The organism is Streptomyces sp. NPDC054883, from assembly GCF_053610645.1.
On record NZ_JBSGYT010000020.1, the window covers coordinates 65,813 to 78,515 of the forward strand.

A 12,703-nucleotide genomic window follows, 5' to 3' on the forward strand; every position below is an offset into this window, starting at 1 on the left:
CGGAGCGCCGGCGTGCGCACGCCGCGGCCCGCGCCCCGGCGGACCGGGACGCGGAGGGCGCGGCCGTAGCGCAGGACGCCGGCGCGGGACCTCGGCGGGCAGGTGTCAGCGCAGGGCGTCGGAGCCGGACCTCGGCGCGAGGCGTCAGCGCAGGGCGTCGGCGACCTCGCGGGCCGCGTCGACCACGCGCGGGCCGACCCGCTCGGGCACCGCGTCGGCCAGCATGACGACGCCGACGCTGCCCTCCAGCCCGGTGACGCCGACGAGGGGTGCGGCGGCACCGCTGGCGCCCGCTTCGAGCTCTCCGTGGGTCAGGGTGTAGCCGGGCTCGATGAGCGCCCCCTGACGGGCGGCCAGGATGGCCCGGCCCGCGGCCCCGCGGTCCAGCGGGTGGCGGAAGCCTGCCCGGTAGGCCACGTGGTAGTCGGTCCAGGTCGGCTCCACGACGGCCACCGCGAGCGCCTCGGTGCCGTCGACGAGGGTCAGGTGCGCGGTCGCCCCGATGTCCTCGGCGAGGGAGCGCAGCGCGGGCAGGGCCGCCTCGCGGACGAGCGGGTGGACCTGTCGCCCCAGCCTGAGCACACCGAGCCCGACCCGGGCCCGGCCGCCGAGGTCGCGGCGGACCAGGGCGTGCTGTTCGAGCGTGGCGAGCAGACGGTAGACGACGGTGCGGTTGACACCGAGTCGGTTGGAGAGCTCGGTGACGGTCAGACCGTGGTCGGTGTCGGCGAGCAGCTTGAGAACTCTGAGCCCTCGGTCGAGGGTCTGGGAGGTTTCCGCAGTCACGACGCCTCTCCCTCTTTCACTGGGCGGCGGTGACTCTCGCGGGGTGGAGCGCAGCCGGTCCCTCGGCGACGCACGGAGAGGCCGCCGGTTGCGGCCATGGCATGGCTCCGGCTGCGCTCCCGCGGCGGCGCTGCCACGGGGCGTTCGATGCGGGGACAGTAGCGAGCAGGTCCGCTCAGCGGAAGGCCTCGTCCAGAATCCGGGCGCCTACCGCCGGTTTGTTCCGATTTTTTCTTCCCCGTGTGTCAATTCGTAATGTTCATTGCCGCAATGTGGCGTTACCCCGACCCTAGGCTGATCACGCTAAAAGGACGCTGGGGGTGGCCGGGCACATCGCCGGGAGCACGCGGAGGGGAAAAGCAACTAATGAAGCTCAAGCGCATGGCCGTCGTCGCCGCTGCCGCCGTGGTCGGTCCGACGGTGCTCATGGCCACGCCCGCGATGGCGGACGAGGTCGAGAACCCGGCGGTCACGACGCCCGACGCGGCCCCGAAGGACGACTCCGCCGCGGCCGGGACCCCGGCTCCGGTGACGAAGCCCCCCGCCAAGGAGACCCCGGCGGCGCAGACGCCGGCCCCGACGGCCCAGACCCCGGCTCCGGTCACCCTGCCCGGGCCGGAGCAGCCGGACATGGGCGACGGCGACTTCTTCGAGCACGGCACCGGCCCCGAGCTCGGCCTGAACGGTGTCCCGGGCACCTTCAAGGCCGGCGGCGAGTGGACGGACTTCACCCTCGCCGTGGACAACTCCCAGGGCAAGGCCCAGGAGAGCTACGTCCTCGTCCTGGCCGTCGCCCACCAGCGCGCGGCGCTGGAGGCCGGCGACGCCCGGGTGCAGGTCCGCTTCGCGGGTCAGTGGCACGATGTCGCGATCGAGGACGAGGGCGGCGTGCTCGTCGCCCTGCTGACGGACGACCTGAACATCCCGAAGGGCGCCTTCGGCCTCGAGGTCCGCGTCAAGTTCGGCGCGGGCGCCCCGGCGGGCGACATCGCCATCGCCGCCGCCGGCGGCAGCAACGCGGACGATGGCGTCTTCTCGGACACCGTCTGGACCGAAGCGAAGATCGTCAAGGGCGGCACCGGCAACGGTGGCGGCCACGACAACGGCAACGTGCCGAAGCCGAACGGCGGCAGCAACACCACGCCGATCGGGGACGACAGCACGCACAGCGGTGGCGCGGGCACCACCGGCAACACTGGCACCACCGGCAACGGCCAGACCGGCGGCCGGCTCGCCGAGACCGGCACCGACGCGGCCACCACCTGGGCCCTCGGCGCCGGTGGTGTGGCCCTCGCGATGGGCGCCGCCCTGGTCGCCGGCACCGGCCGTCGGCGCCGCACCACCGCGTAAGCGGCGGGCGAAGGCGAGCAGCCGGGCACCACATGGGGACGGCCCGCGCGCATGGGCGGGCGGGCCCCGTTCCGCGTTCGGGGACGGCCCGGGACGACCCGCGGGGACGCCGCGGGGACGCCGCCGGGACGGCAACGACTCACCGCATGCGGGTGGCCCACTCCTGGACCTTCTTGATGCGCTCGCGCAGCTGTCCCGCCGTCGCCTCCGCGCTCGGCGGGCCGCCGCACACGCGGCGCAGCTCCGTGTGGATCACCCCGTGCGGCTTGCCGCTCTGGTGGACGTACGCGCCGACCATCGTGTTCAACGACTTGCGCAGCTCCAGCAGCTCCTTGTGCGAAACCACGGGCCGCCGGTCGGCCGGCAGTTCCAGCAGGTCCGCCTCGGTGTCCGGCTTGCGCCGGCTGTGCGCGATCTGCCGCGACTGCCGCTTCTGGAGCAGCATCTGCACCTGGTCGGGCTCCAGCAGTCCGGGGATGCCGAGGTAGTCCTGCTCCTCCTCGCTGCCCGGGTGCGCCTGCATGCCGAATTCGGCGCCGTCGTAGAGGACCCGGTCGAAGACGGCGTCGGACTCCAGCGCCTCGAAGGACATCTGCTCGTCCTCGCCGGTGTCCTCGTCCTCCAGCTTGTTCGCCTCGTCCATTTCCTTCTCGGACTCGGCATAAGGGTCTTCCTCACCCTGTTTCTTCGGTTTGTCGAGAACGTGGTCCCGTTCGACTTCCATCTCATTGGCGAATCCGAGCAGGTACGGAATCGTCGGAAGGAACACAGAAGCGGTCTCGCCGCGCCTGCGCGAACGTACGAAACGCCCGACGGCCTGCGCGAAGAACAGCGGCGTGGAAATGGTGGTGGCATAAACCCCCACCGCCAGGCGCGGCACGTCGACGCCTTCCGACACCATCCGGACCGCGACCATCCAGCGGTCGTCACTCGCGCTGAAGTCGTCGATCCGCTTCGAGGCGCCCGTGTCGTCGGACAGTACGACGGTCGCCTTGGTCCCGGTGATCTCCCGGATCAGCTTGGCGTACGCGCGCGCCGAGTCCTGGTCGGAGGCGATGACGAGACCGCCCGCGTCCGGGATGCCCTTGCGCACCTCCGTCAGCCGCTGGTCGGCGGCGCGCAGCACGTTCGGCATCCAGTCGCCGCGCGGATCCAGCGCGGTGCGCCAGGCCTGCGAGATGGCGTCCTTGGTCATCGGCTCGCCGAGGCGGGCGGCGATCTCGTCGCCCGCCTTGGTGCGCCAGCGCATGTTGCCGCTGTAGGAGAGGAAGATCACCGGCCGGACGACGCCGTCGCCGAGGGCGTTGCCGTAGCCGTAGGTGTAGTCGGCCGACGAGCGCCGGATGCCGTCGTTGCCCTCCTCGTACGTCACGAAGGGGATCGGGTTGGTGTCCGACCGGAAGGGCGTACCGGTCAGCGCGAGCCGGCGGGTGGCCGGGTCGAACGCCTCCAGGCAGGCCTCGCCCCAGGACTTGGAGTCGCCCGCGTGGTGGATCTCGTCCAGGATCACGAGGGTCTTGCGCTGCTCGCACCGGTTGCGGTGCAGCATCGGGCGCACGCCCACGCCGGCGTAGGTGACGGCGACGCCGTGGTAGTCCTTGCTCAGCGGCCCGGCCGAGTACTCCGGGTCGAGCCGGATGCCTATCCGGGCGGCGGCCTCGGCCCACTGCTTCTTGAGGTGCTCGGTCGGCGCGACGACGGTCACCTGCTGGACGACGTGGTGGTGCAGCAGCCAGGAGGCGAGCGTCAGCGCGAAGGTCGTCTTGCCGGCGCCGGGGGTCGCCACGGCGAGGAAGTCGCGCGGCTGCGTCTCCAGGTATCGGCCCAGCGCACTCTCCTGCCAGGCACGCAGCTTGCTGGCGGTACCCCACGGCGCGCGGCCGGGGAAGGCGGGTGAGAGGTGGTGGGAGGCGGTAGTAGTCACGGTCTCCGGTTCGTCGCTCTCGGCAGTCGTACGTAGGACAACCGGGCCACCCTACCGGTGCGCACGCACCCCCCGCGGGGGGACAGGCCCACGACCTCGGCGGGTGCGGCGAGCGTCACACGCGTCCGGCGGCGACGAGGGCGTCAGGCGGCCGGGGCGGCGGCCGGGTCCGGCTCCGGGCCCCGGTCCGGGTCCGGCTCCGGCTCCGAATCCGGGTCCGGGTCCGGGTCCAGCCGGGTCGCGACCCAGGCGCCCACCAGTGCCACCGCGGCCATCGGCAGGAAGACGGCCACGAAGGCCGCGGGATGTGAGGCCGTCGCCCCCTCCGCGGAACCGTGCCCCGCCCCCACCGCTCCGCCGCCCAGCGCGGCGAACGCCGCCCCGCCCGCCGCCAGCAGCACCACGTTCGCCAGCGCGTCCGAGATCTGCAGCGCGGCGGAGTTGGCCCCGGCCTCCTGCGGCGGGGACAGCTTCATCAGCAGCACGCCGGTCGGCCCGATCACGAGGCCCATGCCGAAACACCCCACGCCCCAGGCCAGCGCCGGCGTCCACACCGGCACCCACGGCACCAGCACGGCCGGCGCGGTCGCGATGGCCACCGCCACCATCACCATCCCGGCCGTCATCAGCCGCTCCCGGTACGGCTCCATCCGCCCCTTGGACTGCACCCACGACCCGACTGCCCAGGTCAGCCCGCCGAGCGCCAGCGAGAACCCCGCCATGGTCGGGCTGAGCCCCCGCTGGGTGACCAGCATCAACGGTACGAAGCTCTCCGCCGCGATGAACGCCCCCGCCGCCACCCCGCGCAGCAGCACCACCGAAGGCAGCCCGCGCCGCGCCCGGTAGGTCCCGCGCGGCAGCAGCCCCAGCGCCGCCGGCACCAGCAGGGCCGCGCCCGCCGCGCCCGGCAGCAGCGACAGCCACCGCAGGTCCTGGGCCGCGTACTGGAGCAGCCCCGCGCCCGCCGAGATGCCGAGCGCGAGCCGGATCCGGCGGCGGTCGAACGGCTCGGGACCGTCCGCCGTCCGTACGGGCCCGCCCGCGGTCCGGCGTATCGCCGGCAGCGCCACCACCAGCGGTACGACGACCAGCGCGGGTATCGCGAGGAACACCCAGCGCCACCCGAGCCGTTCGGTCACCGTCCCGGCGGCCAGCGGCCCCACGATGGACGGCACCACCCAGCTCGCGGCGAAGGCCGCCATGATGGCGGGCCGCAGCCGCTCCTCGTAGGCCCGGCTGACCACCACGTACAGGGCGACGATCACCAGGCCGCCCCCGAACCCCTGCACCGCCCGCCCGATCAGGAACACCCACATCACACCGGCGGTCCCCGACACCACCAGCCCGGCGGCGAAGCCCCCGATCCCGACGGCGAGCGGCCGCAGCGGGCCCTGCAGGTCGGCCCACTGGCCGGCGAGCACCATGCCGAAGAGGCTGGTGGTGAAGTAGGCGGAGAAGGCGAAGGCGTAGAGCCCGATCCCGTCCAACTCGCGGGCGGCGACGGGCATCGCGGTACCCACGGCGGTGGCCTCGAAGGCGATCAGGAAGACGACGGAGACCATCCCGATGCTCAGCGTCCGGTACGGCGGCGCGAGGACCCCACCCTGCGAGCGGGGCGGTACAGACGCGTCGGCCGTCTGGGGGACACGGGGTTTCAGGACGCTCATCGCCCCAGAGTAAGGTCCGTAGCCGCGTCCCGCCCCTGTCATTTCGACGGATCCGCCCTCCGCCCCGGGACCTACGCCCAGGCCGGTTGTGAACGCCGCATGGCAATCACATTGCACCCGCGCCCGCCCCCTTCCCCACCCCCGCCACCCCTCGTACGGTCGTCTCAACACCACCACCCAGCCGTGTGCCCGAGTGGTTGAGGGACTCGCCTGCAAAGCGAGTTACGCCGGTTCGATTCCGGTCACGGCTTCTGCAACGGCGGCCCGCTCGGGGGGCTCCCCGAGCGGGCCGCGGTCACGCCCGCTCCGCTACCTGGTGGGGGCGGCCTTCTCCTTCACCACCAGCCGCTCCGGCAGACCGCCGCCGTCCTTGCAGCCGAGTTCCTTGGCCATGGCCCGCGCGGCGGAGTGGACGATGGTGAGGTTCGCCTCGCGCAGCGCCCGTTCATCGACGTTGGCCGGTGGCCCAATGGTGTCCACATTCGTCCTTACCGGTACGGCCTTGTCCGGTCCCGCGAGCCGGTCGCTCGCGCAGTCGAAGAAAAGCCGGCCCTGTTTCGCGCTGGCAAGAGCATTGCGGCCCAGGTCGTACTCCCAGTAGTAACCCTTGCCGCTTTCGCTCTGCTCACCCAGCCGTGTGAGTTCGTGCTCGATCTCGAGCGACACCGAGAGATCACGAGCCTTCGTGCGGTCAACCGGACGGGCACTGCATACCTCCCCGCCGGGCGACGCACGGTTCTGCGCGTAGCCCCGCTCCAGTACGCCCGCCATCCAAGCCACGTCCCCTACGTCCTTGGGCGGTTTGAACGGCGTGCCAGCGCCGGTCAGCAATTCCAAAGCGCGCACGGCGTCCTCGTTGAGCAACCCCTCAGAACAGACCTCAGCGGCGAAGACTTCGCTCGGCCCGGGGGGCGGCTCCTCAACACCACATCCGGTCACGATCACGCTCACGACCAGCAACCTCAAAAGTATGTGGACCTCCGAGCAGAGCCTGGTCATTCGCCCGCCTTCTTCGGCTTCACTGGCTCATTGCCCATGTGCTGTTCGTTTGCCCACCCGCTGTTGTACCCGGTCAGAAGGGCCTGCCGGAGCCGCTCGTCGAACGGGTCCGACGGACCCACGGGGTGCCGTTCCAGGAAGTGTTCAACCGGCCCGGATGCCGATGCCTCTCCTTGGCTGTACACCCTCGCCTTCGTGTCATGTGCCTTGCCGTCGTTGAGGTCCTTCTGCCGTTCGGCCTCGTCGTGAGACCAGTCGCCAACGAGGTCTCCGGCCACCTGCTCCAGCGCACCAGTACTTAGGTCGACCCCAAGTGGCACCAGAACAGCTGCCGCGCCGGCTGCGGCAGCTGTAGCCGGGAGGAAGGCAACGCCAGCAGCGATCGCCCCGGTCGCCCCGAACTCGACCCAGCCCGACCGCTTCTCCAAGGCCCTCTCGTAGTCTTCGTTCCATTTGTCGGCGTCTTGCTGGATCTGCTTCGCCCGGGATTCGTCCAGGGCACCCTGGAACTCGCCGCCTGTCCGGGCGATCTCCTCAAGACTGCTCTGGTTGATGGTGCCGTTCGGCCCCACTTGGGCTTCCAGCATCGAGGCCGAGAAGACTGACTCAGCACGGGACATCGTGAGATACGAGTCGGGGTACTGACCCAGGCTGCTCAGGAACTTCCGGGCGTCTCCCTGGGTGAATTCCGCGTTCCCCTTCGCACCCGGCTCGAACACGCTGTGGGTGTCGTTGTTACGCAGCGCGTAGTTGAGATCGTCGATGTAGCCGGCGCCCATACGCCCCAGGCTGTCGGAAATCGTTTCCTGTTCCTTCAGTAACTCGGCATCCCCGCCGTACTTGGTCACCACTTCATGCATGACGCGCGCTCCGGACTCGGTGCGGACCAGATGGGGCGCGGGGTCGTCCCAGGCGTGGCCGAGGGTGGCGGCCTCGAGGGCGTGGCCCAGGGCGTCCGGCATGTACTTCTGGATCTTCGGGAGGTCGTCGGGGTTGAAGCCCTCCATGTCGATGGTGGCGTCGTACTTCGCGTGGCCGAAGAAGTCGAGGTAGCTCTTGATCGGCTTCTTGTCCACACCCGTGCCCAGGTCCGGGTGGCCCGCCTTCTCCGTGCCGTCCTTGTTGAAGGCGTGCGGTGCGCGTTCCGGGTCGAAGAACTGGGCCGCGGCGTCCGGGCTGTGACCCAGCGCCTCCAGGAAGCTGGTCACCGGGTCGTAGCCGGCGCCGTTGATGCCGGACGGGTTGAGCAGGTTCTTGCCGTAGCCGTTGAGCTGCCGCGACTGGTTGAAGAAGTCGGGATCCTTGGCGTGGATCTGCGTCGCGTGCTCCGCGATCGGCAGCAGGAACTTGGGGTCGTAGTTCCCGTACCGCATGATGCCGCCGAGCAGCTGGTAGCCGAAGGGCGGGTTCTGGTCGTACCTCGCCAGTGGGATCCGCTCGGTGCCGAGCTTGCGCAACTCCAGCGCGAAGCTGTCGGGCAGGCGGGGCTGGGACGTGGACCGGGTGGCCGTCGCGAGGTTCAGGCCGAGGTTCTGCTGTAGCTGCTGGACGTCCTTGAGCCGCTGCGGGTCCTGCTTCGCGTAGTCGAAGGTGTCGGTGGACAGCTGTCCGTAGAACTCCAGCGCACCCTTGGGGCCGAGCGCACCGTAGAAGGCGGTGGAGAACTCGGCCTTCTTGGCGTTGTCCGCCAGCAGCTCGTTCAGTTCCGTCAGCTCGGCGTGGGTGAGGGTCCGGCCCTTGTGTGCCAGGTCGATGGCGTGGCCGGCCTGTTCGGCGGTGAGGTCGGCGTACTTGGGAGCGCCGAAGTTGTGGTCCTCGGCCACGTTCGCGTTGAGCAGGCGGGCCAGTGACTGGTCGACGTCGTCACAGGTGTCGATGATCGCGTCGATCTTCCCCTGCCACAGGGGCAGGTTGTCGCGGATCGACTGCTGGTAATCGGGGTCGTGGCGGGCCGCGGCCCGTTCGGCGTCGGTCAGCGGGACCGGTGTCACCTTGCCCTTGCCGTCCACCTGGAAGCCGGCGGCAGGGGCTTCTTCGTCGGCGATCTTCTTCAACTGTTCGCGGGAGGACTTGAAGGTGGCATGCCCTTGGCTGAGGGCCTGGTGGATGCCCTTGGCCTCCTTCGCGGCGTCCTCGAACTCCTTGGCCGTCTTGTCGACGAACGTCCGCCCCACGCTCGCGGTGACCCCGTGCCATTCGGCTTTGTCGGCCTTGGCCTTCATGCCGTTGCGGGCCGCCTCGGCGAGCTCCTCCAGCTTGGTGACCAAGGCCGCCCAGTCGGCGATCGCGGTCGCGAGCCGGTCGACGGGGGCGTTCAGGACGTTCTCGTACGACAACACGTGTCTACGTCGCCTTCCACGGTGCGGGGCGGGCTAGTTGAGGTACTCGTCGCTCTTGGAGCTGGTGAACTCGGCGTAGAGCTGCTTCTCGTCCTTGTTGTGCGAGGAGAGGGAGTAGTTGAGGCCGTTGGAGATGGTCGCGCAGGCGGCGACGAGGGTTTTGACCTGGCTCTCCCAGCGGTGTCCGGCCTTGAGCAGGGCCGCCCCGGTGGCGAACCCCTCCTTGGACAGCGCACCTGCGGCCGCGGCGGTGGAGGTGTCGGCGTGCTTGCCGTCGGTGGACAGCCGCTCGTGGAGAGTGAAGGCTTCGGTGCCGATGGCGCCGATGTGGTCCTGGTTGAGTTCCAGGTCTCCGGCGCCGGCACCGCTGCCGGGTTCGGTGGGCACGTGGTTGAGCCGCATGGACACGTTGGCCGCGGCCGTGGCGCGCGCGGTGGCCCACTCTTCGTCGAATGACATGCGCTGCTCTCCTTGCGTGGGTGAGGGCGTCGGGACCTCAGCGTCGTGAGCGCTGCCGGACGACGACCGCGGTGACGGCGCCGCCGATGATCAGGCAGGCGCCGAGTCCGAGGGCGATCCAGGGCAGGGCACTGCCGGTGTCACTTCCCTTGGCCTCGGCCTGCGGCGCGGGCTTGCCGCGCGCGGGGGCGGGTTTGCCGCCGGGCGCGGGGGCGGGCGATGCGGCCGCGAGGTCGGGGAGCGGGTAGACGTCGGCCGGGCCGGGGTCGCCGGGGGTGGGCACCGCGATGCGGGGGCGGACAACGCCGTAGCCGACGTAGTCGTTGCGTTCGACGCCGTCGGTCGGCTTTCCGGCGGTGTTGAGGAGGACGCGGAGGATCTGGTTGTTGGTCCAGTCCGGGTGGACGGACCAGAGGAGAGCGGCAGAGGCGGACGCGAGGGCAGTGGCGTCGCTGGTGCCGCTGCTGTTGCAGAGTCCCGTTCCACTGTCGCAGCCAGAAACAATATTTGTCCCGGGGGCCGCCATGTCCACGTAGCGGTTGTGCTGGGACTCCTTCATTGCCTCACCCTTGGCGTCGACCGCTGCAACACCCACCACTCCAGGCGTCGCAGCTGGCCAGATGACGTCTTCGTTCCCGTCGTTGCCGACGCTGGCAAAGATCAGCTTCCCCTTGCCCAAGGCGTACTGGACGGCGTTGTCCAATTCATCGCTCTGGTTGATGCCGCCCATCGAAATGTTGAGAACCTTGGCGTCCGAATCGGCGGCAAAGCGGATGGCCTGAATCATCGAACGGAAGGGGGCGGTACCGTCTCCTCCGAAATCGACCCGCAGAGGTAGGATTTTCACACCAGGCGCCAGACCAAATGCGCTGTCCGCGCCGCCGGGACCCTTGCCATTGCCCGCGATGAGCGCTGCGATGGCTGTTCCGTGGTGACTATGGTCAGTACGCTCGTCACCCTTGTAGCTGGCGGCAGCGAAATTCCGGCCTGGCAGAACCTGACCGTCAAGTTCAGGGATGCGCTTCACGCCGGTGTCGATTACCGCAACAGTGACATCCTTGCCCGTGCTGATCTTCCAGATGTCATCAGCCTTCATGGCATCGAGATGCCACTGCGTAGACCTAACGGTTTCTGCCTCGGCCGGGGTTGTGGCGACCCCGGCCAGCAGGAGACCCACCAGGGCTGAGGTCCCCTTCCGCATGCGCATCCTGTGCAACGTCCGTTCTGCTCAGTCGATCACTGGCGGCACAACAGGACGATCCGCCTGCCAGGTTTCTTCGTCCTCAGCCAGGTAGTCGGGGCGTTCGCCCCCACGGCCACCGTGCCGCTTACCCGGGACATGACTTCCCGCGCCTCCAACCGGGCCGGCTCCCGTCCCGTTGCGTACGAGGCCGGAACCGCCCTGCGTGAACGGCCTACCGCTCGCTGCCGACTGGCCGCCGACTCCGGCCTGACGGCCTCCGACGACTCCGCCCGGCTCCATGGCCAGTCGACGGCCCACAGTCGAGCCAGGGCCACCGTGGGGACCGCTCGCGCCACTCCCCATGCCACCGCCCATCATTCCGCGTCCATCAGTCTGGGAACCTTCCGCGCCGATGACCGTACCCCGTGGGATGCCCGCGCTGGGACCTCGGGGAGTCACCGGACGTCCGCCGACGATGCCTGTCTCATTCGGAGGCAGCCCGGGGGTGGCACCCCCCCTGCCATGAGGCAGGGTGGGGCGCTGGAATGCGCCTCCACCAACCGGCCGTATAAAGCTGCTGGTCGGGGGAAGCGTCAGCCGAGAAACCACCGGAACGGAAATAGGGCCGCCTCCCGAAATGACCGGCCCCGGGCCAGTGGGCAGGTTACTCGTCGGAGGTAGGTTGCTAGGCGGCAGTGTTCCGACGGTGTTCAGGTCCACGTTGACGTCACGCTCGGGGGGCAAGGGGATACTCGCCGGCGTGGAGGCTGGGGCCGGAGGTAGCGCCGCGCCAAGGTGTGATTGGCGATCAGGCGTGCTTATGGGGACACCAGTCTCGGGTGCCGGTGTCGTGTACCCAGAACCGCCCCCCGAGCCGGAGCTACCGCTGGCCCCTCCGCCCGGGCGTGCCCTCTCAGAGGAGGTGAGGGCATAGTCGCCGCCTGGCACGAAGCGCCCCGGCGGCGGCGGGAACGTCGGAACTTCCGCCGCGTTCATGTTGCGCGACGAGTCGTCGTAGGACTCCGCCAGCTTCTTCAGCTGCTGGACCGCGTGCAGCCGGTCCGTCTCCAGCTTCTGCGTGGCCAGCATGCCGATCTTCGCCGAGTCCGGGTCGTTGTGGAAGTCCCGGGCGGCCTGGAGGTTCTCCTTCGCCGACGCGTCGACGCCCGGGGTCTTCTGGGCCTCGTACATGTGCTGGGCGGCCAGGGTCATCCACTTCGATGCGCCCGCGCTGTACTCCGCCAGTCGCAGCGTCGCGTTGCCCGCCGAGTTCACCCACACCTGGAAGGCGTGGGCGGTCTCGCCCTCCCAGCCCGTGACCTTGTGGTTCTTGAGGTTCTCGCCGATCTCCTTGATCGCCTTGGCGGCCTCCTCGAGCTCGGTCGCCCGGGTCCGCACCAGCTCCGGCTTGATCGAGGCGATCATCGCCATCAGCTGTTCGTGGCTGTAGCCGTCGAAGTTCGTCACCATCAGATGTGGCCCCCAGCCTTGCTCGGCCCGGGGGCGGGCGTAGTCGCGCCCTGCGGCTGATGCTCCTTCTGGCCCTGCTTCGCCAGCAGGTCGCGGTCGTACTCCTTCTTCGCCCGCTGGGCGATCGCCAGCATCCGCTGCCGCGTCTCCTCGTCCACGCCCTCGAACCCCTTGCCCCCGGTGCTGATGGCGATGCCGAGGCCCTCGATCTGGTCCGCCAGGCCCTTCGACAAGTTCATCAGCTGCGTGTGCACCGTTCCGTACGCCTTGAACAGCGCCTCCGCCTCCGCGAAGCCCGTGCCCAGCGTGCCCGACGGGAGCGTGCCGTGTTCCAGCTTGGCCGGGTCCGCCGGGGAGCCGCCGAGTTTCTTGAGCTGGGCGTCGACCAGCTTCTTGAAGCCGCTCAGCGTCTCGTACTCGACCTCCAGCGCCTTCGCCTGGCGCATGATCGCATCCGCGACGCCGCTGCTCGCGCCGATGATGCCCTGCAGCCCGCTCGCGCTCGTCTCCCCTGCCACGGTGGCCT

General features: G+C 70.0%; 10 protein-coding genes and 1 tRNA gene. 2 read left to right on the forward strand and 9 right to left on the reverse strand.

The features are described 5' to 3' along the window. Positions 1-144: 144 nt before the first annotated feature. Positions 145-786 carry an IclR family transcriptional regulator gene (locus tag ACWGH1_RS17155; RefSeq protein ID WP_453353789.1) on the reverse strand — a complete coding sequence of 214 codons (642 nt, stop codon included), beginning with the start codon at positions 784-786 and terminating at the stop codon, positions 145-147. 366 nt (positions 787-1,152) lie between these two features. Between ACWGH1_RS17155 and ACWGH1_RS17160 the strand changes: the two genes are divergently transcribed. Continuing rightward, a complete protein-coding gene (locus tag ACWGH1_RS17160; protein WP_453353788.1) occupies positions 1,153-2,136 on the forward strand; it encodes a hypothetical protein in 984 nt (327 codons plus the stop codon). 139 nt (positions 2,137-2,275) lie between these two features. Here the strand turns inward: ACWGH1_RS17160 and ACWGH1_RS17165 are convergent, their stop codons facing one another. Together ACWGH1_RS17165 and ACWGH1_RS17170 are read right to left on the reverse strand one after the other, a co-directional pair. After that, positions 2,276-4,060 (reverse strand): DEAD/DEAH box helicase, encoded by a 1,785-nt coding sequence (locus tag ACWGH1_RS17165; RefSeq protein WP_453353787.1) that lies wholly within the window; start codon positions 4,058-4,060, stop codon positions 2,276-2,278. Positions 4,061-4,203: 143 nt separating this feature from the next. Then, on the reverse strand, positions 4,204-5,727 hold the full coding sequence (locus tag ACWGH1_RS17170) for an MFS transporter (RefSeq protein WP_453353786.1): 1,524 nt from the start codon (positions 5,725-5,727) through the stop codon (positions 4,204-4,206). Positions 5,728-5,906: 179 nt separating this feature from the next. On the opposite strand from ACWGH1_RS17170, the gene ACWGH1_RS17175 reads away from it, so the two are divergent. Further along, a tRNA-Cys gene (locus ACWGH1_RS17175) sits at positions 5,907-5,978 on the forward strand. 58 nt (positions 5,979-6,036) lie between these two features. Here the strand turns inward: ACWGH1_RS17175 and ACWGH1_RS17180 are convergent. The 6 genes from ACWGH1_RS17180 to ACWGH1_RS17205 are packed head-to-tail and all read right to left on the reverse strand — an operon-like array spanning position 6,037 to position 12,695. Further along, positions 6,037-6,678 carry a hypothetical protein gene (locus ACWGH1_RS17180; RefSeq protein ID WP_453408784.1) on the reverse strand — a complete coding sequence of 214 codons (642 nt, stop codon included), beginning with the start codon at positions 6,676-6,678 and terminating at the stop codon, positions 6,037-6,039. Between the two features lie 44 nt (positions 6,679-6,722). After that, positions 6,723-9,065 (reverse strand): hypothetical protein, encoded by a 2,343-nt coding sequence (locus ACWGH1_RS17185; RefSeq protein WP_453353866.1) that lies wholly within the window; start codon positions 9,063-9,065, stop codon positions 6,723-6,725. A 33-nt stretch (positions 9,066-9,098) separates the two neighbouring features. Then, positions 9,099-9,524 (reverse strand): hypothetical protein, encoded by a 426-nt coding sequence (locus ACWGH1_RS17190; RefSeq protein WP_453353867.1) that lies wholly within the window; start codon positions 9,522-9,524, stop codon positions 9,099-9,101. 37 nt (positions 9,525-9,561) lie between these two features. Then, positions 9,562-10,701 (reverse strand): type VII secretion-associated serine protease mycosin, encoded by a 1,140-nt coding sequence (gene mycP, locus ACWGH1_RS17195; RefSeq protein ID WP_453353868.1) that lies wholly within the window; start codon positions 10,699-10,701, stop codon positions 9,562-9,564. 51 nt (positions 10,702-10,752) lie between these two features. After that, positions 10,753-12,177, reverse strand: a complete 1,425-nt coding sequence (locus ACWGH1_RS17200) for a hypothetical protein (RefSeq protein WP_453408785.1) — start codon at positions 12,175-12,177, stop codon at positions 10,753-10,755. Next, positions 12,177-12,695, reverse strand: coding sequence for a DUF2563 family protein (locus ACWGH1_RS17205; protein WP_453353870.1), 519 nt, complete (start codon positions 12,693-12,695; stop codon positions 12,177-12,179). The genes ACWGH1_RS17200 and ACWGH1_RS17205 overlap by 1 nt, the downstream gene beginning before the upstream one ends. Between the last annotated feature and the right edge of the window lie 8 nt (positions 12,696-12,703).